Below are 23,315 nucleotides of genomic sequence, written 5' to 3'. Positions count from 1 at the left end.
GCCGCTGCTCGTGCGACGGCAGCGTCACGACTGCCGGTGAGCGCCCGGAAGCCGGTGGTCCCGTCCCGGACCGGCACCCGCCTGGTGTCCGTCAGCGTGCCCCCACCAGCGCCTCAGCCTCCGCCTCCCGCCGCGCCAGGGTCCGCAGCGGCCCGTCCACCGCGACAAGCTCGACGTACGTGCCCCGCTGCACCACCCGGCCCGCGTCGAGCACGATCACCTCGTCCACCGCCTCGAGTCCCGCCAGCCGGTGGGTGATCAGCAGCGTCGTACGCCCCTCCGTGGCGGCAAGCAGATCGGCGGTCAGCGCGTCGGCCGTCGGCAGGTCCAGATGCTCGGCGGGCTCGTCCAGGACCAGGACGGGGAAGTCGGCCAGCAGGGCACGCGCCAGCGCCAGCCGCTGCCGCTGACCACCCGACAGCCGCGCACCATGTTCGCCGACCAGGGTGTCCAGACCGTCGGGCAGCCCGTCCACCCAGTCCAGCAGCCGGGCCCGGTCCAGCGCCCGGCGCAGATCGGCCTCGGTGGCGTCCTTCCTGGCGAGCAGCAGGTTCTCGCGGACCGAACTGTCGAAAAGGTGCGCGTCCTGCGCGCACAGTCCGACGAGCCGCCGTACGTCGTCGCCATCCAGCGCGTACGCGTCCACACCGGCGAGCGTGTACGAGCCGCGCTGCGGGTCGAGGAAGCGCAGCAGCACCTGGGCGAGAGTCGTCTTGCCGGAACCGGACGCCCCCACGACCGCGATCCGCCGCCCTTCCCGCAGTGTGAGGTCGAACTGGGCCAGCGCTTCCCGCTCTTGGCCCTCGTAGCGTGCGGCCAGCCCCTTGACCACCACCGGGAACGGCGAGGCGGGCGCCTGCCGGGGCCGCTCGGGCTCACGCACGGGCTCGGGAGCGTCGAGCACCTCGTAGACGCGCTCCGCGCTCCGCCGCGCCCGCTGCCGGTGGCGCACGGCGAGCGGCAGCCCCAGTACGGCCTCGAAGGCGGCCAGGGGAGTGAGGACGACGACGGCCATCGTCACACCAGCCAGCCGGCCCGTGGCCACCGCCTGGGCACCGAACAGCGCGGTGGCCGTGACGGTCAGACCGGTGATCAGCGCGGTGAGCCCGTCGCCGAGCGCAGTCACGGCAGCGGCACGCGAGGCGATCCGGGTGAGGGTGCCGTCGGCGCCCCGGGCCGCGTCCGTGCGGGCGGGGAGCGCGCCGGCGACGGTCAGCTCTGCGGTGCCGGTGAGCAGGTCGGTGACCCGGGTGGCGAGGGCGCCCCGGGCGGGGGCCAGCCGTCGTTCGGTCCGCCGGGCCGCGGCCGCGGTGACGAGCGGTACGCCGACGCCGGCCGCCACGAGCCCCGCCGCGAGTGCGGCGCCGGCCTCGGGCAGGAGCCAGGCCGTGAAGCCGACGGAGGCGGCGCAGACGGTGACGGCGACCGACGCGGGCAGCAGCCAGCGCAGCCAGTAGTCCTGAAGATCGTCGACGTCCGTGACCAGCCGGGTCAGCAGATCACCGCGCCGGGCGGTCCGCAGTCCGGCAGGCGCCAGCCGCTCCAGCCGCCGGTAGACGGCGACCCGGGTGTCGGCCAGCATCCGCAGCACGGCGTCGTGGGACACGAGCCGCTCGGCGTACCGGAACACGGCCCGCCCGATCCCGAAGGCCCGCGTGGCGGTGACCGCCACCATCAGATACAGCACCGGCGGGTGCTGGGAGGCCCGCGAGATCAGCCACCCCGAGGTCGCCATCAACCCGACCGCGCCGGCCAGCGCCAGGCTCCCCAGCAGCGACGCCAGCACCAACCGCGCCCGCCGGGGCCCGGCGAGCCGCCGCACCCGCGCAAGCACCCGCCGCGACCGCACCTGCCCCTCGAGTCGGGGGACGGACGGTCCGCTCTGCGGCCCGGTGGGCCGGGGTCCCGTCGGCTCGCCTTCCACTCCGCCCGGTCGGGTGTCGGCTGGGCGGGGCAGAGAGTCCAGGGGGTGGAGTCCCCTGGGACACGCGCTGTCGGGCCGACCGGCCGGCAGTTCCGCGCCGCCCAGCCGCACGACCCGGTCGGCAACCTCCAGCAAGGCCGGCCGGTGCACGACCAGCAGCACCGTTCGACCCACCGCGAGCCGCCGTACCGCCGCCACGACCTCCGCCTCGGTCTGCCCGTCCAGCCCAGCCGTCGGCTCGTCCAGCAGCAGCACGGGCCGGTCGGCGAGAAAGGCCCGCGCAAGAGCCAGTCGCTGCCGCTGCCCCGCCGACAACCCGGCCCCGTCCTCCCCGAGCACGGTGTGGGCACCCTCGGGCAACGCGTCCACGAACTCCAGCGCGCCCGCGTCCCGCAGCGCCCGCCGCACGGCACGGTCGTCCGCGTCGGGCCGGGCCAGCCGTACGTTCTCCGCCACGGTCCCGGCATACAGATGCGGCCGCTGCGGCACCCAAGCGATCCGCGACCGCCACTCCTCCACATCAAGATCCGCGAGATCGGCTCCCCCGACCCGCACCCGGCCCTGCGTCGGCCGTACGAAGCCCAGCAGAACGCTCAGCAGCGTGGACTTGCCCGCTCCGCTCGGCCCCACCAAAGCGACCGTCTCACCGGGCTCGACGGCGAACGACGCCTCCGCCACGGCGTCCGCGGAACGACCGGGGTAGCGAACGCTGACCCCCTCGAAGGCCAGTGCACCCGAAGGCACCCCACCGGTACCGAACACCGGAACCGGCGTCTGCAACACGGTGAAGATCTCCTCCGCCGCGGCAAGCCCCTCGGCCGCCGCGTGGTACTGCGCCCCGACCTGCCGCAGCGGAAGATAGGCCTCGGGCGCCAGCACCAGGATCACCAGACCGATGTACAGGTCCATGTCGCCGTGCACCAGTCGCATGCCGATGGTCACGGCGACCAGCGCGACCGACAGGGTGGCGAGCAACTCGAGCGCGAAGGAGGAGAGAAAGGCGATCCGCAGGGTACGCAGCGTGGCCTGGCGGTACTCACCGGTGATCCGGCGGATGGACTCGGCCTGCGCCTTGGCCCGGCCGAACACCTTCAGCGTGGGCAGTCCGGCGACGACGTCGAGGAAGTGCCCGGACAGCCGGGACAGCAGTCGCCACTGGCGGTCCATCCGGGACTGGGTGGCCCAGCCGATCAGCATCATGAAGAGCGGGATGAGGGGCAGGGTGCCGACGATGATCGCGGCCGACACCCAGTCCTCGGTGACGATCCGCGCCAGCACCGCCACCGGCACGACCACCGCCAGGCCCAACTGGGGCAGATAGCGCGCGAAGTAGCCGTCGAGGGCGTCGACGCCGCGCGTCGCCAGCGTCACCAGCGAGCCCGTGTGCTGTCCGGACAGCCACCCTGGACCGAGCGCTGCCGCCCGGTCCAGGAGTCGCCCCCGCAGTTCGGATTTCACCGCCGCGCTCGCCCGGTGGGCGGCGAGTTCGGTGAGCCACGCGACAACCGCCCGCCCCACGGCCACAGCCGCCAACAGCAGCAGCGGCGTGCGCAGTTCGGCGACGGACTGCCCGTGCTGGAACGCTCCGACGACAACCTCGGCGATGAGCATCGCCTGGGCGATCAACAGCCCCGCACCGACGGCCCCCAGGCCGACGACCGCCAGCAGGAAGAGACGGGTGGCACGGGCGTACTTCAGCAGACGCGGATCGATCGGTTTCACGTGAAACGTGTCCTTCGGCCCAGAGGGTGTGTTTCACGTGAAACACACCCTCGACGGACTCAGTGTGCGGCGCCGGCCGCAGCATCGGGGGCGATGTGCTGCGTACCGATCCGCTTGCGGAAGACCCAGTAGGTCCAGCCCTGATAGAGCAGAACGAGAGGCATGGCGACGGCCGCCAGCCACGTCATGATCTTCAGGGTGTACGGGCTCGACGAGGCGTTGGTGACCGTCAGGCTCCAGTCCCCGTTGAGCGTGGACGGCATGACATTCGGGAAGAGCGACAGGAAGAGCATCGCCACGGCGGCCACGATGGTGATGCCGGACAGTGCGAACGCCCATCCCTCACGCCCGAGTCGGTTGGCCACCAGTGCGGCCACCAGCGCGGCGACCGCCACGGCCATGGCCACCAGGCTGCTGCCGTCACCGCTGTCGGCCTGCGTCCACAGCAGGAAGCCGAGCGCCACGACAGCCGTGACGAGGCCGACCCTCAGGGCCAGTTGTCGTGCCCGCACCCGGATGTCCCCCACGGTCTTGAGCGCGGTGAAGACCGCTCCGTGGAAGGTGAACAGGGTGAGCGTCACCACACCGCCGAGCAAGGCATAGGGGTTGAGCAGATCCCAGACGTTGCCGACGTACTCGAAGTGCTGGTCGATCTTCACGCCCCGCACGATGTTCCCGAAGGCCACGCCCCACAAGAACGCCGGGATGAGCGAGGTCCAGAAGATCGCCGCCTCCCAATTGCGCTGCCAGTGTTCCTCGGTTCGCTTGGCCCGGTACTCGAAGGCGACGCCCCGGATGATCAGGCAGACCAGAATGACCAGCAGCGGCAGGTAGAAGCCGGAGAAGAGGGTGGCGTACCACTCGGGGAACGCGGCGAAGGTCGCACCGCCCGCGGTGAGGAGCCACACCTCGTTGCCGTCCCAGACGGGTCCGATCGTGTTGATCAGCACCCGTCGCTCCGACCGGTTGTGGGCCAGCAGCTTGGTGAGGATGCCGACGCCGAAGTCGAATCCCTCCAGGAAGAAGTAGCCGGTCCACAGGACGGCGATCAGAACGAACCAGACGTCGTGAAGTTGCATGACTGTTCCCCCGGCCTAGTACGAGAAGGCCATCGGCTTGTCGGCGTCACGAGCGTCGCCGCCGATCTTGGTGGGCGGGTTGAGGTCGTCCTCGCTCAGCTCGGGCGGGCCGGCCTTGATGTACTTCACGAGCAGCTTGACCTCGACCACGGCGAGAATCGCGTACAGCACTGTGAAGGTGATCACCGAGGTAAGTACTTCGCCCTGGGAGACACCAGGGGAGACCGCGTCGCGTGTGCGCAGGACGCCGTACACGACCCATGGCTGCCGCCCCATCTCGGTGAAGATCCAGCCCCAGGAGTTGGCGATCAGCGGGAAGGCCAGGGTCCAGGTCGCGATGCGCCAGTACCAGGGCGTGAGCTTCGGACTGAGCCTCTTGTTCTTGAACAGCACCAGGTGTGGCACCTCGTCCTCACCGACCCGCAGATGCTGCGGCAGCATGAACTTCCTGCGGGTCAGCCACAGCCCGGCCAGTCCGATGGCGAAGGACGCCATACCGAAGCCGATCATCCAGCGGAAGCCCCAGAAGGCGACCGGGATGTTGGGCCGATAGTCACCCGGGCCGAACTTCTGCTGCTCGGCCTTGTTGACGTCGTTGATGCCGGGGACGTACGACGTGAAGTCGTCGTCGGCGAGGAAGGACAGCAGGCCCGGTATCTCGATCGCGACAGTGTTGTGGCCCTTGTCCACATCACCGTAGGCGAAGATCGAGAAAGGTGCCGGCTTCTGGCCGTCCCAGAGCGCCTCCGCCGCCGCCATCTTCATCGGCTGCTGCTTGAACATCACCTTGCCGAGGGTGTCGCCACTGACCGCGGTGAGCAGTCCGGCGATGACCACGGTGACCAGGCCCAACCGCAGCGAGGTCTTCATCTCACGGATGTGCTTCTTGCGGGCCAGGTGGTAGGCGGCGATGCCCACCATGAAGGCGCCGCCGGTCAGGAAGGCCGCGGACAGGGTGTGGAAGGCCTGGCTGAGGGCGGTGTTCTGGCTCAGCACAGCCCAGAAGTCCGTCAGTTCCGCCCGCTCCTTCACCTTGTCGATCTTGTAGCCGACCGGATGCTGCATCCAGGAGTTGGCCGCGAGGATGAAGTAGGCCGACAGAATCGTGCCGAGCGAGACCATCCAGATGCAGGCCAGGTGGATTCTCTTGGGCAGCTTGTCCCAGCCGAAGATCCACAGGCCGATGAAGGTCGACTCGAAGAAGAACGCGATCAGTGCCTCGAAGGCGAGCGGCGCACCGAAGATGTCACCGACGAAGCGCGAGTAGGCGGACCAGTTCATGCCGAACTGGAACTCCTGCACGATCCCCGTGACCACGCCCATCGCGATGTTGATCAGGAAGAGCTTGCCCCAGAACTTCGTCGCTCTGAGGTACTTCTCCTTCTCCGTGCGCACCCAGGCCGTCTGGAGCCCGGCCGTGAGGGCGGCCAGGGAGATGGTCAGCGGGACGAACAGGAAGTGGTAGACGGTGGTGATGCCGAACTGCCAGCGCGCCAGTGTCTCCGGCGCCAGAGCCAGGTCCACGTCGTCACTCTCCTTACTACGCCGTGGTACAGCGGCGGTTTGCCCCGTTTACCGCGCACATACAGGGCAATCGGGACGCGCTTGTGAACGCGTTCACATTCACAAGCTATTATGACGCACCGATTTTCAGCAAGGAACGGGGGGTCCCCTCTTCGTCTCCGCGTCAAGACCTTGGCAGCAACTTCAACATCTTGTTGAATCACGCGGCATGGCACTGCCGCTCACCTCCAGCGCCTGCACATGGGGCGAGGAGATCCATTTCGATACAGGAGTCACTGTTTCCCGCGAAACGGACGCCCGGCAGGTCGTGGAGCCGGGCACCGTGGCTTTCTGGACGGACGGCGACGCGCTCGCCCTCCCCTACGGGCCCACGCCGATCTCGCGAGGCTGGGGTCCCCCCGAACGGAGTTCGAGGGTTCGAGGGAGAGTGCCGCCTCGCGAGCCCGTGCAACATCCTCGGAACCCTGGACGGGGACGCCCACGCCCTGGCGACCGTGCGAGACGGCGACCCCATCCGCGTGGAACTGATCGACGAGCAGCGCCCCGGCCGGGTCACAGCTCCTTGTGGAACGCCTCCGCCACCTTCAGGAAGATGTCGTTCGCCTCGGTCTCGCCGACCGTCACCCGCACACCCTCGCCCGGGAACGGCCGGACCACCACGCCGTGCTGCTCACAGGTCTGGGCGAACGCGGCCGTGCGCTCCCCCAGCCGCAGCCACACGAAGTTCGCCTGCGTCTCGGGCACCGTCCAGCCCTGGGCGCGCAGCGCCTCAACCACGCGCGTGCGCTCGCACACCAGCGAACCGACCCGGCCGAGCAGCTCGTCCTCGGCCCGCAGCGAGGCGATCGCCGCTTCCTGGGCGAGCTGGCTGACTCCGAAGGGCACCGCCGTCTTGCGCAGCGCCGCCGCGACCGGCTCATGGGCGATCGCGAATCCGACGCGCAGCCCGGCGAGCCCGTAGGCCTTGGAGAACGTACGCAGGACACAGACGTTGGGCCGGTTCCGGTACAGCTCGACGCCATCGGGCACCTCAGGGTCGCGGATGAACTCGCGGTACGCCTCGTCCAGCACCACCAGCACATCGCCGGGCACCCGGTCCAGGAACCGCTCCAGTTCGGCCCGCCGCACCACCGTGCCGGTCGGGTTATTGGGGTTGCAGACGAAGATCAGGCGCGTCCGGTCGGTGATCGCGTCCGCCATGGCGCCCAGGTCGTGCACATCGCCGGGCGTGAGCGGCACCTGCACCGACCGGGCGCCGCCGATCTGCGTGATGATCGGGTACGCCTCGAAGGACCGCCACGCGTAGATCACCTCGTCGCCGGGACCGCTGGTGGCCTGGACGAGCTGCTGTGCGACGCCCACCGAGCCGGTGCCGGTGGCCAGGTGGGAGACCGGGACACCGAAGCGCTCCGACAGCTCCTCCATCAGCCCGCTGCACGCCATGTCCGGGTAGCGGTTGAAGTGGGAGGCCGCCGCGGTGACGGTCTCCATGACGCCGGGCAGCGGCGGATAGGGGTTCTCGTTGGAGGACAGCTTGTAGGCGACCGGCCCGCCGGCCGCGGCCGGCTTGCCCGGCTTGTAGGTGGGAATACCCTCCAGCTCGGCGCGCAGCTTGGGGCTCGTCTCGCTCACCGCAGTCCTCCTCGCGACCACCGGCGGACCGTCGACGCCGCCGGCTTCCAATACTCCTCACCTTATGAGGATTCGGCCCCGGTGCGTACAGGTCGCGGTCCTTCGATACGCGATCCCGATCCGGTCCGGCACCATCCCGGGGCATCGCCGTACGAAGGCGTACGTTTCAGGGGGCGCGCCGTACATATATCTACGCGCCGGTGGCTCACGCCGTGGCGCGCATCCCCCGTGCAGGTGAGTTGAGACCTCTTCGAAACATCGGGCACTTGGCAGGTCCATACGCGCCACCACGACACGTCTTGCCGCAGGATCGTTCAACTGGCTTTGTTTCTAAGGAACTTAACGCCTTACGACCATGCAGAAACGTACCTGTCAACGCGTGCATATGCGTCCGCACTACCCCACCGCATGAGCCCTACTATCGGCTCGCCATGACAGCAGCAGGGAAGCACCAGGTGAGCCGCGCGGAAACCTCACGTCGAGGCAGCCGGCCGGGACGGGCGGGCATCAGGGACGTGGCCGCCGCCGCCGGAGTCTCCATCACGACCGTCTCCGACGCCCTCAACGGCAAGGGCCGGCTCCCGGATGCCACCCGGCGCCATGTCCGTGAGGTCGCCGACCGGCTGGGATACCGCCCCTCGGCGGCCGCCCGCACCCTCCGTACCGGCAAGTCGGGTCTGATCGGCCTGACCGTGACGACGTACGGGGATGAACCTTTCACCTTCACGGAATTCGCGTACTTCGCCGAAATGGCACGCGCCGCCACCTCGGCCGCGCTCGCCCGTGGCTACGCCCTGGTGATCCTGCCCGCGACCTCCCGCCACGACGTGTGGTCCAACGTCGCGCTCGACGGCACCGTGGTCATCGACCCCTCCGACCACGATCCGGTGGTGACCGAACTGGTCCGGCAGGGCCTGCCCGTCGTCTCCGACGGCCGCCCGGCCGGCACCCTGCCGGTCACCGCCTGGGTGGACAACGATCACGAGGCCGCCGTACTCGACATCCTCGACCACCTGGCCGACGCCGGTGCCCGCCGTATCGGCCTGCTCACCGGCACCACGACCGACACGTACACCCATCTGTCCACCACGGCCTACCTGCACTGGTGCGAGCGGGTCGGCCAGGACCCGGTCTACGAGGCCTACCCGGCGCACGACCCGTGCGCGGGCGCCGTCGCCGCCGACCGGCTGCTCGCCCGCCCCGACCGGCCCGACGCGGTCTACGGCCTGTTCGACCCCAACGGCACCGACCTGCTGGCCGCCGCCCGCCGCTACGGTCTCCGCGTCCCCGAAGACCTGCTGCTCGTCTGCTGCAGCGAGTCCATGGTGTACGCCAGCACCGAGCCGCCGATCAGCACGCTCTCCCTGAAGCCGCGCCGGATCGGCACCGCGGTCGTCCAGCTCCTCATCGACGCCATCGAGGGCGTGGAGTCGGACCAGCCCGTCGAGCAGGTGATACCGACGGAGCTGATCGTCCGCACCTCCTCGCAACGCCGTCCGCCGCGCACGACGGTCAGCCCGCCGCGGACACCCGACGGGAGATGACGCGGAAAGCGGGGCGCTCGCCCCGTGCCCGTGCCGACCGAGGGAGGGGGCTCGGCGGGCCGGCGGCGCGCGGGCAAGCGTGTCCGGTCGGCCCCCAGCCAGCCGAACACCTGCCGAAACGGGGCGAAAGCCGCGGTGAACTGGAGTCTTGTTCCGATTCACCACCCCTGGGTCATCACACGGCGCGATGCGCATTCCTATGATGGGCCCACGACACCGCGGACCGCTGCGACCAGGCAGTCCGAAGGGGTGCAGATGCGGCGCGATGGTGGAGGGGTCTGATGACTCAGGGGGCCGGTCAGGGACCCGAAGTGGAGCGGACGGCGACGCTGCGCGACTTCCGGGTACCTGCGTACGTCCACGAGACCGGTCCGTACGTCCCCACCGCCCACCCGGGCGACACCGCACCGCCAGCCGACGAGGCGTACCCCGACGGCTACACCCCCACCCAGCGCGACCTGCCCGTCATCAACCGGGCGGAGACACCCCCGGTCGCCACCCCCGAGACGGCACCCGCCGCCCCGGCCCCGCATCCCGCGACCGGCCCAGGACCGCTGTACGTCGTCGGAGACGTCCACGGGTACCTCGACGAACTGGTGGCCGCACTCCAGGAGCAGGGCCTGATCGACGCCTCCGGCCAGTGGTGCGCCGGCACCGCGCGGCTGTGGTTCCTCGGCGACTTCACCGACCGCGGCCCCGACGGGATCGGCGTCATCGACCTCGTGATGCGACTGTCCGCCGAGGCCGCCGCGGCCGGCGGCTACTGCAAGGCCCTCATGGGCAACCACGAGCTGCTGCTGCTCGGCGCCAAACGGTTCGGCGACACCCCCGTCAACTCCGGTGCGGGCACCGCCACTTTCCAGGCGGCCTGGCTGCTCAACGGCGGCCAGAAGACCGACATGGACCGTCTCCAGGACCACCATCTGCAGTGGATGGCCCGCCTCGACGCCGTCGAGGAGGTCGACGGCTATCTGCTCGTGCACTCGGACACCACCGCCTACCTCGACTACGGAGACTCCATCGAGGCGGTCAACGACACCGTCCGCGAGACCCTCACCCGCAACGACGCGGACGAGTGCTGGGATCTGTTCCGCAAGTTCACCAAGCGCTTCTCCTTCCGCGACGAGGGAGGCGCCGACGCCGTGCGCTCCCTCCTCGATACGTACGGCGGCACCCGGGTCGTTCACGGCCACAGCCCTATTCCCTACCTGCTCGGCGAGGTCGGTTCCGAGGACGGCGAGGAGAGCACCGGCCCGGTCGTGGAGGGACCGCACGTCTACGCCGACGGGCTCGCCATCGCGATGGACGGCGGAGTGACCATGGCCGGAAAGCTACTGGTCCGGCAACTTCCCCTGGCCGTCTGACCGTTCTGCAGAGCGGCGCACCCGTCCGCGTATCCACAGGCCGGTGGGGCAATTTTCCGGCAACCCCCTGTCACCGTGTGCCGTGGCGGCTCTACCATCGGCTTATCCGTAGCAGGCTCCCCTCCGTTTCTGCCCGACGGCTCGCCGGCGTGCGAGCCCCAAGCCCTACGGAGCATCGGGGGATGCACATGAACAGCGTTCCGCAGCACCTGCAGAACGAGGACCGCCAAGAATTCGAGCGGCTCCTCGACGAGGCGCTGCGCTCCGCACCACAGCGGCCGGAACTGGCCGCTGTCGGACAGCGGCTCAATCCCGAGCAACTGCGCACCATGGCGCTCAACGCCACCGCTCTGATAACGGCCGCCGCCGCGGCCGAATACCAGCACTACGTGAAGATCCGCCAGGAACTGCGGCAGCCGGCGATGGCCCCCTCGGCCGCCGGCGGCCCCGGCGGTGTCGATCAGAGTTCGGCCACGGCCGGGCTCGTCACCAGCCTCGGCGAGACGGCCGAGAGTACCGGCGCGGGCGCCGTCGCGGTCATCGCCGTGCTGGCCCCCGTCCTTTCCGGGACCGCCGCGGTGATCTTCCTCCTCGTCGGCTACATCCTGAAGACCCTGAGCCCGGGTCAGGCCTTCGCCGGGACCATGCTCACCGCCGGCTGGGTGTTCGGAGCGGTGACCGCGGCCGCGATCCTCGTGGCCGCCGTCGGACTGCTCCTCACCGCCCTGCGCAACGGCGGCTCGGACGAGGCTCAGGCGCTGGACGCGGCGCACCGGGAACTGGACAGCGCCAGAGAGGCCTGGCGGGACGCGCTGCTGGAGCGCGGCATCCTGCCGTTCCTCGCGGAGGCGCTGGCCGAGCCCGGACCGGTCACCCGGCACCGCACGGCCCCGCCGACCCCGCGCGGCCGTATGCCCCGCCTGGGATACGACCGTCCCGGTTTCAGCAGCCCCGACGACGGCACCGCATCCGGCCGGCCGAGCTTCACCAGCCCCGACTACACGAGCCCGGACTTCGGCGGCCCTGAGCACCAGCCCGAGTGATCCCGTGGCAGCACCCGGACAACCCCGGTGCGCCCCTGAACGGTACGGGGCCCGGCCGGGTGGCGGGCGAGCGGCAACCGGTGTGGTGCCACCACCCCGGTCGGCCGCCATCCCCGCAGCTCCTCGACCGCACCGGACGCCTCAACGTGCTTCCGGCGCGGCGAGTTCCTTCAGTCCCGCTCAGTCCGCGATCGGCAGATACACCCTGTTCCCGCTCGCCGCGAACTCCTTGGACTTCTGAGCCATGCCCTCCTCGATCTCGGCCTTGCTGCCGCCGTGTTCGCGGCGGATGTCCTGCGAGATCTTCATGCTGCAGAACTTCGGCCCGCACATGGAGCAGAAGTGGGCCGTCTTGGCGGGCTCGGCCGGCAGGGTCTCGTCGTGGAACTCGCGGGCCGTGTCCGGGTCCAGGGCGAGATTGAACTGGTCCTCCCACCGGAACTCGAAGCGGGCGTCGGACAGTGCGTCGTCCCACTCCTGGGCGCCCGGGTGCCCCTTGGCGAGATCGGCCGCGTGTGCGGCGATCTTGTACGTGATGACGCCCGTCTTGACGTCGTCACGGTTGGGCAGGCCCAAGTGCTCCTTGGGCGTGACGTAGCAGAGCATCGCCGTGCCCCACCAGGCGATCATCGCGGCGCCGATGCCGGAGGTGATGTGGTCGTACGCCGGAGCGATGTCCGTGGTCAGTGGGCCGAGCGTATAGAACGGAGCTTCATCGCAGATCTCCTGCTGAAGGTCGATGTTCTCCTTGATCTTGTGCATCGGGACGTGTCCCGGGCCCTCGATCATGGTCTGTACGTTGAAACGCCTGGCGACCCGGTTGAGTTCCCCAAGAGTTCGCAATTCCGCGAACTGTGCCTCGTCGTTGGCGTCCGCGATCGAACCCGGCCTGAGGCCGTCGCCCAGCGAGTACGTGACGTCGTAGGCGGCGAGGATCTCGCAGAGCTCCTCGAAGTTCTCGTACAGGAACGATTCCTTGTGGTGCGCCAGGCACCAGGCGGCCATGATCGAGCCCCCGCGCGAGACGATGCCCGTCTTGCGGTTGGCGGTCAGCGGTACGTACGGCAGCCGGACGCCCGCGTGGACGGTCATGTAGTCGACGCCCTGTTCGGCCTGCTCGATGACCGTGTCCTTGTAGATCTCCCAGGTCAGTTCCTCGGCCTTGCCGTCGACCTTCTCCAGGGCCTGGTAGAGCGGCACGGTGCCGATGGGGACGGGGGAGTTGCGCAGCACCCACTCACGGGTGGTGTGGATGTTGCGGCCGGTGGACAGGTCCATGACCGTGTCAGCACCCCAACGGGTGGCCCAGGTCATCTTCTCCACCTCCTCCTCGATGGAGGACGTCACCGCGGAGTTGCCGATGTTGGCGTTGACCTTCACCAGGAACCGCTTGCCGATGATCATCGGCTCGATCTCCGGGTGATTGACGTTGGCGGGCAGCACCGCCCGGCCTGCCGCAATCTCCTCGCGGACCACCTCGGCAGAGACGTTCTCGCGGATGGCCACGTACTCCATCTCCGGGGTGGTCTCGCCCCGGCGGGCGTACGCGAGCTGCGTCACCGCCTCGCCAGCCCTGCCCCGGCGGGGCTGGCGAGGCCGTCCGGGGAAGACCGCGTCCAGGTTGCGGAGCCCGCCGCGCGGCGAGGTGTGCTTGATCCCGTCGTCCTCGGGACGGAGGGGACGGCCCGCGTACTCTTCGGTGTCGCCGCGGGCAACGATCCAGTTCTCGCGCAGCGCCGGCAGGCCCCTGCGGACATCGGTGTCGACGAGTGGATCGGTGTACGGGCCCGATGTGTCGTACAGCGTGACCGACTGCCCATTGGTGAGGTGCACTTGACGGACCGGCACACGCAGGTCGGGGCGCGAGCCCTCGACGTATGCCTTGTGCCAGCCGATGGACTTCCGGGCCTCCTGGGACGTCTCGTCCTGAACGGAGACAGACGTGCGTGCGTCCTTGTTGGTCATGAGACCTACTCCCTACGCCGGCATTACCCGGTAACAGGTTCGGCGGTCGACGCAGCGGTTTCCGTCCGTCGGTGTTTCCTGAGGAACATGGCATGTTCCACGTGAAACATCGCGCGTACGGAGTTCAGCGCCCTCTCAGCCCGGTGCTCCGAGCTCCCGCGTGTGCAAAGGTGCCTCCACGCTAGCGTCATCTGTGGCGCGATGAACAGTGGGCCCCCGGCGTTCTTGCAATGATCGGGCGGTGACCAGGGAGATCGTGCGCACGCTGGTGGGCCCGATGGGCCTGCTCGCCTCGGTCACGGTCACCACCGCGCCCGCACCCTGGTCGTCGCGGCCGACCGCCCCGGCCCCGGCCGGGATCCCTCCCGTCCCGGCGCGGGTGGGCGGGGGCGACGCCGGAAACAGTGAGGGCGGCATGCGCCGACGGCGAACACCGTCCACCGGATGGGCAGACGTGAGGCGCGGATGCGGACCCGGCCAGTCGGTCAGTACGGGTGCCGTACGGGTGAGGTGGTGACCCGCGTCGGATGCCAGCCGATGACCGAGCCCGCACACCTCACGCAGAAGCGTTCCTGCACCGTTGCATGCGGCACGGCGGAGCACCCCGGACCCACGCCGCAACGCTTCAGCCGGCGCTCTGCTCCTCGGCCAGGATGCGGTCCAAGGCTTCTTCCAGATGGGCGTCGAAGTCGGCCAGAGCGCCCTCCTGGCCGAGCGGCACGAGCTTGTCCGTGCGGTCGAGGAAGGCCACGAGCGGCGGTGCCGAGGAGCGGAACAGAGCCTGATCACCGCCCACCTGAAGCCGGATCAGCACCTCTCCCAGCACCTCTGCATCGGCCGGAGCGATGTGCACATCCCCTTCCCCGCACGGCCGGCCGACGCCGTCGATCAGCAGTTCACGCCCGAACGCCCAGGTCACCGGAGCGTCGCCGGGCAGATGAAAGGTGAGCCGCACGGCATAGGGATCACAGGTCTCGTAGCGCAACTCCACCGGAATGCGGAAGGAGAGCTCCTCCGACACGAGAAAGCTCATCATGACTTCTGCCTGTACGGACTCGCGCATCGTCTACCCCGCCATATGGACATCGACTGGCCGGGTTCGATCCCTCCGACCGTGGTCAAATCTTGCTGAAAGTACACAGCAGATCACAAGCAGTAAGTTTTCAGATACTGATAGAGAGGCTGAGCGCCCCCAGATGCCGTCCGATCTCCGTCTGCAGCCGACGAGCCGCGGGCAGCAGTCGATCGGCCTGGTGGGAGGGCAGCGACATCGCCATCGTGGCCACGGTGGTGCCGACCGTGATCGGGACCGCCGCGCAGATCGTCCCGAGCGCGTACTCCTGGCGCTCCACCACCGGCTCCATGCGGGGCATCCTGGCCAGCCGGCGCAACAGGGCGTCGTTGTCGCGCACGGTGTACGGCGTGAGGGACGTCACGGGATAACGGTCGAGATGGTCACGGCGGGCGTCCTCGTCCAGTTGGGAGAGCAGGCACTTCCCGATGGCGTGTGCATGGCCGGTCTCGCGGAAGTCGGCCCATTCCTCGACCGCCGGCGCCTCGGGCGAGCCGGAGACGCACATGATGTCGATCTCGCCGTCCCGGTACATCGCGTAGTACACGGGCGCACCGATGGAATCGCGCCAGTACGCAAGGGTGTCGGCCAGCGCGCTGCGACGTTTCTGCTGTGCCCCGCTGCTGCCCAGCCGTTCGGCCGCCTCACCGAGGAAGAACAGCCCTCTCTCGCGGCGTAGATAGCCCTCGTGCACCAGGGTGCGCAGCAGATGGTACGTCGTCGGGAGGGCGACGCCGGTCTCGCGGGCGAGTTGTTTGGCGGGGGCCCCGTACGTATGTGCGGCGACTGTCTCCAACAGACGCATCGCACGCTGGACCGATCCGATGAGCGTCGCGGTGGCCGGGGGGCCGGAGGTTGCGGAGGGGTGCGGCGGCCCGGAGACGCCCATGGGGTGCGGCTGTTCGGGGACCGCGATGGACGGCGACCGCGGGGTGAGGGGTGCGCGGGAGCGCGATGGCGTGGGGGGTGCGTGCGGTTCTGCCGGTGCGGTGTCGACCGTGGCCAAGGATCACTCCCGGGAGCGCGAGGGGCAGCCCGTGCGGGGAAAGAGCACGGAGGGGATCTGCGCCGCCCGCGGGGCCTGACCCCGCGGGGTTCCGGACTTTAATCGTCCTCCGCCGGACCCGGACGGCCTCGCGGGAAACTTCCCTCGCCCGAGGGAAACCGGTGTTCAGCTTGCCGGGACCGGTGATGCCGTCGCCGACCACCACCCCCGGTGCCGTCACCAGTCGCCGCGCGACGAGGAGTTCGACATGAACTTGCGTACGACGTAGATGAGTCCGCCGACCAGGGCGACGAAGACCAGCGCCTTGAACAACAGGCCGATCACGATGCTGAGCACCGTGACTATCAGGCTGCCGAACACGACCAGGGCGATGACCGGCACCGCGACCCACTTCACCCACCACGGCAGTCCCGTGAAGATCTCTCGCATCGCCCTCGTCCTTCGCCTTCTCGTATGTTCGCGTGCGCGTACTTTTCACGTACGGCTTTGATGTCCTGCACTCGATGCTAGGGCCGGCAGGGGCCCCGTGGTTGCCTCGCGCCCCTTGTCCTCCCCTGACCCGTCCCCTAGGGAACCCCGGGGTCCGGGCTCACGCCTCGGGCGGAGAGAAGACGACGAGAACCCTCAGATCCTCGCTGATGTGGTGGAACTTGTGGGCGACACCAGCCGGTACGTAGAGGACGCTGCCGCGCGCCACCTCGGTCGTCTCCAGCCCCACCGTGATCGACGCCCGGCCGCTGACGACGAAGTACACCTCGTCCTGGTTGTGCGGCTTCTGCGGGTCGTGCTCCCCCGCGTTCAGGGCGTACAGGCCGACGGACATGTTCCGCTCGCGCAGGAACTGAAGGTAGGCCCCCTCGTTGGCGGCGCGCTCCGCCTCCAGTTCGTCCAGCCGGAATGCCTTCATCGCCGCTGTCGCCCTCGTCTCACTGCTCGGTTCCGATCGGGTCTGCCACGATCAGACACATGAAGAATTTCGTAGTCAAGACGATCGCCAACGCGGGCGCCCTGGCGGTCGCCGTGTGGCTGCTGGACAAGATCACTCTCACGGGTGACAGCACCGCCAAGAAGGCCGGCACGCTGATCGTCGTCGCGCTGATCTTCGGGTTGGTGAACTGGCTGGTCAAGCCGATCGTGAAGGTGCTCACCTTCCCGTTGTTCATCCTGACTCTGGGCCTGATCACCCTGGTCGTCAACGCGCTGATGCTGCTGCTGACCTCCTGGGTGTGCGGCAAGCTCGACCTGAGCTTCCACGTGCAGGGCTTCTGGACGGCGGTCCTCGGCGGCCTGATCGTCTCCGTCGTCTCCTGGGCGCTGCACGTCGTCCTCCCCGACGAGGACTGAGGCAGCCATGACCTACCGCGTCTGTTTTGTGTGCACCGGCAACATCTGCCGCTCCCCGATGGCCGGGATCGTCTTCCGCGCGCGCGTGGCCGAGGCCGGCCTCGGGGACCGGGTGGTGGTCGACAGCGCCGGCACCGGCGGCTGGCACGAGGGCGAGCCGGCCGACCCGCGGACCGTCTCCGTCCTCCAGGAGCACGGCTACCCCGGGGATCACGTCGCGCGGCAGTTCCAGCCGTCGTGGTTCTCCCGGCTCGACCTCGTGATCGCCCTGGACACCGGCCATCTCAAGGCCCTGCGGCGCCTCGCGCCCAGCGAGGAGGACGCGCGCAAGGTCCGGCTGCTGCGGTCCTACGACCTCGCCGCCGGTGACGACCTCGAGGTGCCGGATCCGTACTACGGAGACCGGGACGGCTTCGAGGAGTGTCTTGGGATGGTGGAGGCGGCGAGCACCGGTCTGCTCACCGCCGTACGCGAGCATCTGGAAGGAAGAGCGGCATGAGCGACACTCCCAGGAGCGAGGGCCGTACCGGCGACGGCACGCGGGCGGTGCGCGCCGGACTGCCCGAACCGGTCAAGCACGAGCCGACCCTGCCCGGACCGGTGTTCGCGGCGCACTTCCACCTGCCCGGCGAGGCGACGGGACCCTACCTGTACGGCCGGGACGAGAACCCGACCTGGACGCTGCTGGAACGGGCCATCGGCGAGCTGGAGGCTCCGGGGCAGAACGACGTCGAGACGCTGGTCTTCGCCTCCGGCATGGCGGCGATCTCCTCCGTGCTGTTCTCCCAGCTGCGCGCCGGGGACGCGGTCGTGCTGCCCTCCGACGGCTATCAGGTGCTGCCGCTGGTCCGCGCCCAGCTGGAGGCGTACGACGTCGAGGTGCGCACCGCTCCCACCGCGGGCGACGCCCAGCTGGACGTCCTCGACGGCGCCCGGCTGCTCTGGATCGAGTCCCCGTCGAACCCTGGGCTCGACGTGTGCGACATCCGGAGGCTGACGGCGGCGGCCCATGCGCAGGGCACCCTGGTGGCCGTCGACAACACCCTCGCCACCCCGCTCGGGCAGCGCCCGCTGGAGCTCGGCGCCGACTTCTCCGTGGCCAGCGGCACCAAGCAGCTCACCGGCCACGGTGATGTGCTGCTGGGCTACGTCGCCGGACGCGACGCCGAGGCGATGGCCGGCGTACGGCGGTGGCGCAAGATCGTCGGGGCGATCTCCGGGCCCATGGAGGCCTGGCTGGCGCACCGATCCATCGCCACGCTCCAACTGCGCGTCGACCGGCAGAACGCCACCGCCCTCGCGGTGGCCGAGGCCCTCAAGCAGCGGCCGGAGGTGTCCGGCCTGCGCCATCCGGGGTTGCCCGACGACCCCTCGCACAAGATCGCCTCGCAGCAGATGCGCCGCTACGGCTGCGTGGTCTCCTTCACGCTGCCCACGCGCGCCCGTGCCGAGCGTTTTCTGCGGGCGCTGCGGCTGGTGGAGGACGCGACGAGCTTCGGCGGGGTGCGCTCCACGGCCGAGCGCCGCCGCCGCTGGGGTGGGGACGCGGTCCCGGAGGGCTTCATCCGTATGTCCGTCGGCGCCGAGGACCCGGAGGACCTGATCGCCGACCTGCTGCGGGCCCTGGACGAGTCCGCCGAGTGAGCCGTGGCCTTCCGGCCTGCGACAGCGCACGACGGTCCGAGCCTCCCCCCTCGTGGCTCGGACCGTCTTCGGTTCCTGCGCGCGAAGAACCGCGCGAACAAGGCTAGTTGACTGTGAGTCAGTGTCCAATCACGCTAGCGACAGAGACCTATCGACATATTTATAGTGGGGGCCTGCCCGGGGCTGGAGGAGGGCAGGGATAGGGGAGTGCACATCATGGACCTGGCCTTGCTGCGCACCTTCGTCACTGTGCACCGGGCCGGCTCCTTCACCCGCGCCGCCGCGCTGCTCGGCCTCTCCCAGCCCGCCGTGACCTCGCAGATCCGCACGCTGGAACGGCAGCTGGGCAAGCCCCTCTTCCTCCGCCAGTCGCGCGGCGTGACCCCGACGACCATTGGCGACGAACTCGCGCACAAGGCCGCGCCCCATCTCGACGCCCTGGTGGAGATAGCCGAGAGCGGCCTGGACGACGAGTCCTCGCTCCGGACCCTGCACCTCGCCGGCCCCCCCGAGTTCACCGCCGAACGCGCCCTGCCCGCTCTGACGGAGCTGACCGGCGACGACGGCCAGCCCTTCGCTCTGCGCGCCTCCTTCGGCACGGCGGAGGAAACGCTGGAGGGACTGGCCGCCGGACATCATGATCTTGCGATCAGTACGGCCCGCCCGCGCGGCGCTCTGCTCACCGCGACACCGCTCTGCGACGAGGAGCACGTGCTGGTCGCCGCCCCTCGCTGGGTGGAGCGGATCGGCGCGGAGGCCCTGCGTCTGAAGGGGGCTCTCGCACTGGAGGATCTGCCCGTCGTCGAGGTCCATGAGTCGCTACCCTTCGTGTCGCGCTACTGGGCCTCCGTCTTCGACTCCCGTCCGGCGGCCTCGGGCACGGTCATCGTTCCGGATCTACGCGCCGTACTCGCCTGCGCGATAGCAGGTGCCGGGCTCGCTGTGCTGCCCCGGTACCTGTGCGCGGCGTCCCTGGAAGACGGCACGGTGGCAGCGCTGCACGATCCGGCGGTACCGCCGCTGCGCACGTATTTCCTGGTGGTCCGCACCGGTACCTTCGCCATGCCCCATATAGCGCGAGCCCACGAGTGGTTGCAGCGGGCCGCCACGGCCTGGTCCTGAGACCTGCCGAGAGGACCTCCCCACGCGGCGATCACATGGTGACCCGTGGCGATGTTTCACGTGGAACCAGCCGGGCCACATTTCTCCCATGACCGTCCGACCCGTGGTCAAGCGCACCGCTCGTGCCATTCTCCTCGACGGTGACGACCTGATCCTGATCAAACGCACCAAGCCCGGCGTCGATCCCTACTGGGTCACTCCCGGTGGTGGCGTCGAGCCCGAGGACCCGACCGTCGTGGACGCCCTGCATCGGGAGGTGTCGGAGGAGCTCGGCGCCAAGATCACCGATGTGGTGCCGTGCTTCGTGGACACCGTCGAGCACATTGGTGAGGACGGCGGCGCCACCGGCGTGAAGGTGCAGCACTTCTTCGTCTGCCGACTGGAGTCCATGGATCCGGCCCGGCGGCATGGCCCCGAAGTGGACGAGCCCGCGGGTGAGTACGAGATCGTCCGTGTGCCCTTCACGCGCGTCGGCATCGCCTCGGTCCACCTGGTCCCTCTGTCCCTGCGTCACTATCTGGACGGCAACATCGAAGGAGTACGTGCGATGCACGCCCCCGACCTCGGTTAGCGCGCTCAGTTCCCGAGCAGTTCCTCCATCGCGTCGTGCCGTATGCGGCTCTGCGGGATGCCGATGTCGCGGAGCGCATGGATACCACTGCGGATCATTCCGGGCGGTCCCGAGAGATAGGCGTCGTGCTCCTTCCATGGACCATAGGACCGCAGGGCGTCGGGGAGCTGGATGCGGGCCTGCTGGTCGATGACCGGGTGAACCAACAGCCAGCGATGGCTCTGCTGGAATCGGAGCAGGGTATCGATGTCGTAGAGGTCGTGGTCGGTGCGGGCGCCGTAGAACACCTCGACAGGCCTGCGTCCCCCGCGCTCGGCGACATCCTCGACCAGCGCCTTGATGGGCGCGATGCCGGTGCCACCGCCCAGGCAGAGCAGGCCGCTGTCGGTGGAGTGGTCGACGGTCATGGAACCGGACGGCGGCCCGAGGCGTATGACGTCTCCGGGACGGGCGCGGTGCACCAGTGCGTTGGACACCCAGCCGGCCGGCACGGCTTTCACATGGAACGTCAGCAGGCCGTCCGAGCGGGGCGCCGAAGCAAAGGAGTAGTGCCGCCACACGCGCGGCCACCAGGGCGTCTCCACGCTCGTGTACTGCCCGGCGAGGAAGGAATAGGGCTGGTCCGGGCGGACGGTGAGGACGGCGACATCAGCGGTCCTGAGGTCGTGCGCCACGATCTCCGCGTGCCACCACGCCGGAGTCCGCAGTTCGTCCGCCGCCGCGGCATCGATCATGACCTGGGACATCGTCCGGTAGGCCCGTACCCATGCCGCTTCCGTCTCGCGGCTCCAGACGGTGGTGGCGTACTTGCTCAGGGCGTCGATCAGGCATTCCCCGAGGGCCGGATAGTGCTCGGCATGCGTCCCGTACTTGCGATGCCCACGGCCCAGGTTCCGCAGGTAGCCGACCAGGACCGGAGTGTTGTCCAGGTGCTCTGCCGCGACGAGCAGCGCCTTCAGCAGACGCTCCCGTTGGATGTCCATCGCGGGCGGGAAGAGCGCCCGCAGCTCGGGATGGCGTACGAAGAGCAGCGCGTAGAAGTACGAGGTGACCTGGTCGGCGATCGGGCCTATCTCGGCCAACGTGCGGCGTACGAGGATGGCGTCCACAGGCCCCTCCTCAGGGGCCGTGGCCGCCCCTGGGGCGGGTACGTGCTGGAGGGCGGACGCGTCCACACTGCGCTGAGTGCCCACGGGCCGCAGGGAGGATGAAGCCCCCGACTCCGAGGCGGATAGGTGCACCGGCTGCGCGGCGGATACGCCCGCCGAGCCTTCGTACGTCTCCTGTCCGGCGTCCGGCGGCGGAGCAGGGGATGTTGTGCGCGGCGTGAACCAGCCGCCCCCGCCCGACATGTCGTCATCCCCCGACGTAGTGGTCGGCGCGTCCATGGTGTGCCCTCGCCTCGAACGTCTTGCGGTCGGTCTGCGCACCCCCTCTCCGGAGAAGGCGCAGCTTTCCCCCGTTGAGCGGCAGCCGTAGCGCCCGTGTGGCTTTCCAATGGTGCACAACCGGAAACGCGGGTCTCGCGCTGTGCGTCCCGTTGGCTGCCTGCCCTGCTCTCGGTCCGCGTGGGACCTGCGAAACACCGTCCCGGACGTGAACCGGAGTCGACCCTACCGGCGGAGGTCGCACACACAAGTCCCCCGCCTCATGGATCGGGGGTACGCACGCGAAGTCCGGCAACTATCGGGCCGAGCGAACCGATCCACGGGCATTCCACAGACTCGCCACGACCCCCGAGACCCAGCAGCAGCCCATGTTTCACGTGAAACGCGCCGTGCTGTCCACGAGCTGTGCAGTCGGCCACGGCATGACCAAAAGACGGTGTGTGTGCAGGGAAACGGCTGGACGTCGAGGCGTCGGTCAGACAGCCTGACCTGCGTGTCGACTCCTTCCCTCGCTGCTCTGCCCATCCGCCGTCTGACGCTTCGCGATCTCACCGCCTGCGCCGACTTGTCCGAGAACCGGGGGTGGCCACGCGAGGAACACAAGTGGGGTTTTCTCCTCACGGCCTGCAAAGGATTCGGTATCGACGACCCCGTGGGCGGTCTGGTCGCCGCTTGCGTGGTCACGGAGTACGGCCCGCCGGAGCGCCCGGACCTCGGCGCCGTCGGCATGGTCCTGGTGGCCGAACGTCATGGCCGCCGAGGCGTCGGGCGCCGCCTGATACGCCATGTCGTAGCGACCATGGGGACCACTCCTCTCACCCTGTACGCCACACCCAACGGCCGCCCTCTGTACGAGGAACTGGGGTTCCAGGTGACGGGCCGGGCGGAGATGCTGGTGGGCCGCTTCACTCCGGGCGGGCCGGAGTGCGTCATACCCACCCGTGCCGCCAGCGCGGAGGATCTCCCCGCGATCCTGCGTCTCGACGAGGAGGTCTTCGGTACGGACCGCACTCCCCTGATCACCCGGCTGCCCGCCTTCGCGGACCAGTTGCGGGTGGCCGAGGAGGACGGCCGCATCACCGGCTACTCGGCGGCGTGGCCCAACATGGACACCCATGTCATCGGCCCTCTGGTCGCCCGGGACACGGAGACAGCCAAGGCGCTGATCGCCTCGCTGGCGGCGCACACGGCCCGCCCGCTGCGCACCGACATCGACGTGCGCCACAAGGAACTGCTGGGATGGGCGAAGGCGCGAGGACTCGCCTCTGTGGCCTTCAACGCCATCATGACGTACGGCATCACGGACCTCCCGGGGGACTGGACCCGCCGGTTCGCCCCCCTGACGGTGGCCGCGGGCTGAGTCGTCCCGCG

General features: G+C 69.4%; 19 protein-coding genes and 1 pseudogene. 10 read left to right on the top strand and 10 right to left on the bottom strand.

Translation table 11 applies throughout. The annotated features are described in order from the left end of the window. Positions 1–91: 91 nt before the first annotated feature. The 3 genes from cydD to AC5WRT_RS06595 are packed head-to-tail and all read right to left on the bottom strand — an operon-like array spanning position 92 to position 6,249. Positions 92–3,646 carry a thiol reductant ABC exporter subunit CydD gene (gene cydD / locus AC5WRT_RS06605; RefSeq protein ID WP_496100007.1) on the bottom strand — a complete coding sequence of 1,185 codons (3,555 nt, stop codon included), beginning with the start codon at positions 3,644–3,646 and terminating at the stop codon, positions 92–94. A gap of 59 nt (positions 3,647–3,705) precedes the next feature. After that, positions 3,706–4,725, bottom strand: coding sequence for a cytochrome d ubiquinol oxidase subunit II (gene cydB / locus AC5WRT_RS06600; protein ID WP_496092148.1), 1,020 nt, complete (start codon positions 4,723–4,725; stop codon positions 3,706–3,708). Positions 4,726–4,740: 15 nt separating this feature from the next. Further along, positions 4,741–6,249 carry a cytochrome ubiquinol oxidase subunit I gene (locus AC5WRT_RS06595; RefSeq protein ID WP_496092149.1) on the bottom strand — a complete coding sequence of 503 codons (1,509 nt, stop codon included), beginning with the start codon at positions 6,247–6,249 and terminating at the stop codon, positions 4,741–4,743. A gap of 211 nt (positions 6,250–6,460) precedes the next feature. On the opposite strand from AC5WRT_RS06595, the pseudogene AC5WRT_RS06590 reads away from it, so the two are divergent. Beyond that, positions 6,461–6,782 (top strand): annotated as a pseudogene (locus AC5WRT_RS06590) (cyclophilin-like family protein); the annotation flags it as partial. A 19-nt stretch (positions 6,783–6,801) separates the two neighbouring features. On the opposite strand, the gene hisC reads toward AC5WRT_RS06590, so the two are convergent. Beyond that, positions 6,802–7,881 (bottom strand): histidinol-phosphate transaminase, encoded by a 1,080-nt coding sequence (gene hisC / locus AC5WRT_RS06585; RefSeq protein ID WP_496100006.1) that lies wholly within the window; start codon positions 7,879–7,881, stop codon positions 6,802–6,804. A gap of 431 nt (positions 7,882–8,312) precedes the next feature. On the opposite strand from hisC, the gene AC5WRT_RS06580 reads away from it, so the two are divergent. From AC5WRT_RS06580 to AC5WRT_RS06570, 3 genes are all read left to right on the top strand, one after another. Beyond that, entirely contained in the window at positions 8,313–9,425 is a 1,113-nt protein-coding gene (locus AC5WRT_RS06580; protein ID WP_496092151.1) for a LacI family DNA-binding transcriptional regulator, read from the top strand. 281 nt (positions 9,426–9,706) lie between these two features. After that, positions 9,707–10,789, top strand: a complete 1,083-nt coding sequence (locus AC5WRT_RS06575; RefSeq protein WP_496092152.1) for a metallophosphoesterase — start codon at positions 9,707–9,709, stop codon at positions 10,787–10,789. Positions 10,790–10,971: 182 nt separating this feature from the next. After that, on the top strand, positions 10,972–11,832 hold the full coding sequence (locus AC5WRT_RS06570) for a hypothetical protein (protein ID WP_496092153.1): 861 nt from the start codon (positions 10,972–10,974) through the stop codon (positions 11,830–11,832). A gap of 180 nt (positions 11,833–12,012) precedes the next feature. Here AC5WRT_RS06570 and thiC read toward each other — a convergent pair whose 3' ends face one another. The 5 genes from thiC to AC5WRT_RS06545 form a co-directional block, all read right to left on the bottom strand. Next, positions 12,013–13,797, bottom strand: a complete 1,785-nt coding sequence (thiC, locus tag AC5WRT_RS06565; RefSeq protein WP_496092154.1) for a phosphomethylpyrimidine synthase ThiC — start codon at positions 13,795–13,797, stop codon at positions 12,013–12,015. Between the two features lie 625 nt (positions 13,798–14,422). Then, positions 14,423–14,860 (bottom strand): SsgA family sporulation/cell division regulator, encoded by a 438-nt coding sequence (locus AC5WRT_RS06560; protein ID WP_360153351.1) that lies wholly within the window; start codon positions 14,858–14,860, stop codon positions 14,423–14,425. 100 nt (positions 14,861–14,960) lie between these two features. Continuing rightward, a complete protein-coding gene (locus AC5WRT_RS06555; RefSeq protein WP_496092155.1) occupies positions 14,961–15,875 on the bottom strand; it encodes an IclR family transcriptional regulator in 915 nt (304 codons plus the stop codon). A 216-nt stretch (positions 15,876–16,091) separates the two neighbouring features. Then, on the bottom strand, positions 16,092–16,304 hold the full coding sequence (locus AC5WRT_RS06550; RefSeq protein ID WP_496092156.1) for a DUF5326 family protein: 213 nt from the start codon (positions 16,302–16,304) through the stop codon (positions 16,092–16,094). A gap of 160 nt (positions 16,305–16,464) precedes the next feature. Beyond that, positions 16,465–16,782 carry a cupin domain-containing protein gene (locus tag AC5WRT_RS06545; RefSeq protein WP_496092157.1) on the bottom strand — a complete coding sequence of 106 codons (318 nt, stop codon included), beginning with the start codon at positions 16,780–16,782 and terminating at the stop codon, positions 16,465–16,467. Positions 16,783–16,841: 59 nt separating this feature from the next. Here AC5WRT_RS06545 and AC5WRT_RS06540 point away from each other — a divergent pair, with 59 nt between their 5' ends. From AC5WRT_RS06540 to AC5WRT_RS06520, 5 genes are all read left to right on the top strand, one after another. After that, complete coding sequence (locus tag AC5WRT_RS06540; RefSeq protein ID WP_496092158.1) at positions 16,842–17,219, top strand: phage holin family protein; 378 nt, start codon at positions 16,842–16,844, stop codon at positions 17,217–17,219. A 7-nt stretch (positions 17,220–17,226) separates the two neighbouring features. Next, a complete protein-coding gene (locus AC5WRT_RS06535) occupies positions 17,227–17,718 on the top strand; it encodes a low molecular weight protein-tyrosine-phosphatase (protein WP_496092159.1) in 492 nt (163 codons plus the stop codon). After that, entirely contained in the window at positions 17,715–18,863 is a 1,149-nt protein-coding gene (locus AC5WRT_RS06530; RefSeq protein WP_496092160.1) for a cystathionine gamma-lyase, read from the top strand. Before AC5WRT_RS06535 ends, AC5WRT_RS06530 begins: the two co-directional genes overlap by 4 nt. Positions 18,864–19,079: 216 nt before the next feature. Then, positions 19,080–19,985, top strand: coding sequence for a LysR family transcriptional regulator (locus AC5WRT_RS06525; RefSeq protein WP_496092161.1), 906 nt, complete (start codon positions 19,080–19,082; stop codon positions 19,983–19,985). 88 nt (positions 19,986–20,073) lie between these two features. Next, positions 20,074–20,556 carry an NUDIX domain-containing protein gene (locus AC5WRT_RS06520; protein ID WP_393857979.1) on the top strand — a complete coding sequence of 161 codons (483 nt, stop codon included), beginning with the start codon at positions 20,074–20,076 and terminating at the stop codon, positions 20,554–20,556. 5 nt (positions 20,557–20,561) lie between these two features. On the opposite strand, the gene AC5WRT_RS06515 is transcribed toward AC5WRT_RS06520, so the two are convergent. After that, positions 20,562–21,908 (bottom strand): globin domain-containing protein, encoded by a 1,347-nt coding sequence (locus AC5WRT_RS06515; protein ID WP_496092162.1) that lies wholly within the window; start codon positions 21,906–21,908, stop codon positions 20,562–20,564. Positions 21,909–22,437: 529 nt separating this feature from the next. Between AC5WRT_RS06515 and AC5WRT_RS06510 the strand changes: the two genes are divergently transcribed. Next, positions 22,438–23,304 carry a GNAT family N-acetyltransferase gene (locus AC5WRT_RS06510; protein ID WP_496092163.1) on the top strand — a complete coding sequence of 289 codons (867 nt, stop codon included), beginning with the start codon at positions 22,438–22,440 and terminating at the stop codon, positions 23,302–23,304. Positions 23,305–23,315 lie beyond the last annotated feature (11 nt).

The sequence above is a fragment of the Streptomyces sp. NTD91 genome (assembly GCF_059510455.1).
The sequence above is the reverse complement of the archived record's forward strand: the minus strand, read 5'-3'. Positions and strand labels throughout refer to the sequence as shown.

What these genes read in the sequence shown, in the direction of transcription:
- cydB (WP_496092148.1), bottom strand. Translation starts at nt 4,725, where the DNA reads ATGCAACTTCACGACGTCTGGTTCGTTCTGATCGCCGTCCTGTGGACC.
- AC5WRT_RS06580 (WP_496092151.1), top strand. Translation starts at nt 8,313, where the DNA reads ATGACAGCAGCAGGGAAGCACCAGGTGAGCCGCGCGGAAACCTCACGT.
- AC5WRT_RS06575 (WP_496092152.1), top strand. Translation starts at nt 9,707, where the DNA reads ATGACTCAGGGGGCCGGTCAGGGACCCGAAGTGGAGCGGACGGCGACG.
- AC5WRT_RS06570 (WP_496092153.1), top strand. Translation starts at nt 10,972, where the DNA reads ATGCACATGAACAGCGTTCCGCAGCACCTGCAGAACGAGGACCGCCAA.
- thiC (WP_496092154.1), bottom strand. Translation starts at nt 13,797, where the DNA reads ATGACCAACAAGGACGCACGCACGTCTGTCTCCGTTCAGGACGAGACG.
- AC5WRT_RS06560 (WP_360153351.1), bottom strand. Translation starts at nt 14,860, where the DNA reads ATGCGCGAGTCCGTACAGGCAGAAGTCATGATGAGCTTTCTCGTGTCG.
- AC5WRT_RS06550 (WP_496092156.1), bottom strand. Translation starts at nt 16,304, where the DNA reads ATGCGAGAGATCTTCACGGGACTGCCGTGGTGGGTGAAGTGGGTCGCG.
- AC5WRT_RS06545 (WP_496092157.1), bottom strand. Translation starts at nt 16,782, where the DNA reads ATGAAGGCATTCCGGCTGGACGAACTGGAGGCGGAGCGCGCCGCCAAC.
- AC5WRT_RS06540 (WP_496092158.1), top strand. Translation starts at nt 16,842, where the DNA reads ATGAAGAATTTCGTAGTCAAGACGATCGCCAACGCGGGCGCCCTGGCG.
- AC5WRT_RS06535 (WP_496092159.1), top strand. Translation starts at nt 17,227, where the DNA reads ATGACCTACCGCGTCTGTTTTGTGTGCACCGGCAACATCTGCCGCTCC.
- AC5WRT_RS06530 (WP_496092160.1), top strand. Translation starts at nt 17,715, where the DNA reads ATGAGCGACACTCCCAGGAGCGAGGGCCGTACCGGCGACGGCACGCGG.
- AC5WRT_RS06525 (WP_496092161.1), top strand. Translation starts at nt 19,080, where the DNA reads ATGGACCTGGCCTTGCTGCGCACCTTCGTCACTGTGCACCGGGCCGGC.
- AC5WRT_RS06520 (WP_393857979.1), top strand. Translation starts at nt 20,074, where the DNA reads ATGACCGTCCGACCCGTGGTCAAGCGCACCGCTCGTGCCATTCTCCTC.
- AC5WRT_RS06515 (WP_496092162.1), bottom strand. Translation starts at nt 21,908, where the DNA reads ATGTCGGGCGGGGGCGGCTGGTTCACGCCGCGCACAACATCCCCTGCT.